Origin of the sequence: Vibrio sp. 1641 (assembly GCF_033339995.1) — a bacterium.
Classification (GTDB): Bacteria; Pseudomonadota; Gammaproteobacteria; order Enterobacterales; family Vibrionaceae; genus Vibrio; species Vibrio alginolyticus.
The window spans coordinates 1-505 of sequence record NZ_JAWOVP010000541.1 but is presented as its reverse complement, the minus strand read 5'-3'; the positions used below and the strand labels follow the sequence as shown (position 1 = coordinate 505).

Below are 505 nucleotides of genomic sequence, written 5' to 3'. Positions count from 1 at the left end.
TCAAAAGAAGCTATTGCACAGGCACAAGAAAATAAACAACTCAACCAATACGCAAAAGAACTGGATGATGCGGATGCCTACTTCGGCGAAGCATTCCGTAAACTTGCTCATAATGCGAATGGTCTACGCCCTGTTCCTGAGATCGCGCAAGACCCAGAAGCATTAAAAGTTGGTCAACGTTTGTTCTTGCAAAACTGTTCACAATGTCACGGCTCAGATGCTCGCGGTCAAAAAGGTTTCCCTAACCTAACTGATGACGCATGGCTATATGGCGGTGAGCCAGCAGCAATCGTAACAACCATCATGCATGGCCGTATTTGTCAAATGCCAGCATGGAAAGATGCGCTTGGTGAGCAAGGTGTCCAAGAAGTAGTAAGTTACACATTAAGCCTATCGGGTCGTAAAGTTAACGCTCGTGAAGCTGCAGCAGGTAAAGCTCGCTTTGTTGTGTGTGCAGCGTGTCATGGTACAGATGGTAAAGGTAACCCAGCAGTTGGTGCCCCTG

General features: G+C 47.3%; 1 protein-coding gene. It reads left to right on the top strand.

Going from position 1 to position 505, the window contains the following annotated elements; all coding sequences use genetic code 11:
• On the top strand, window positions 1-505 hold a 505-nt coding region (locus tag R7Z47_RS27015), incomplete at both ends, for a c-type cytochrome (RefSeq protein WP_318131049.1).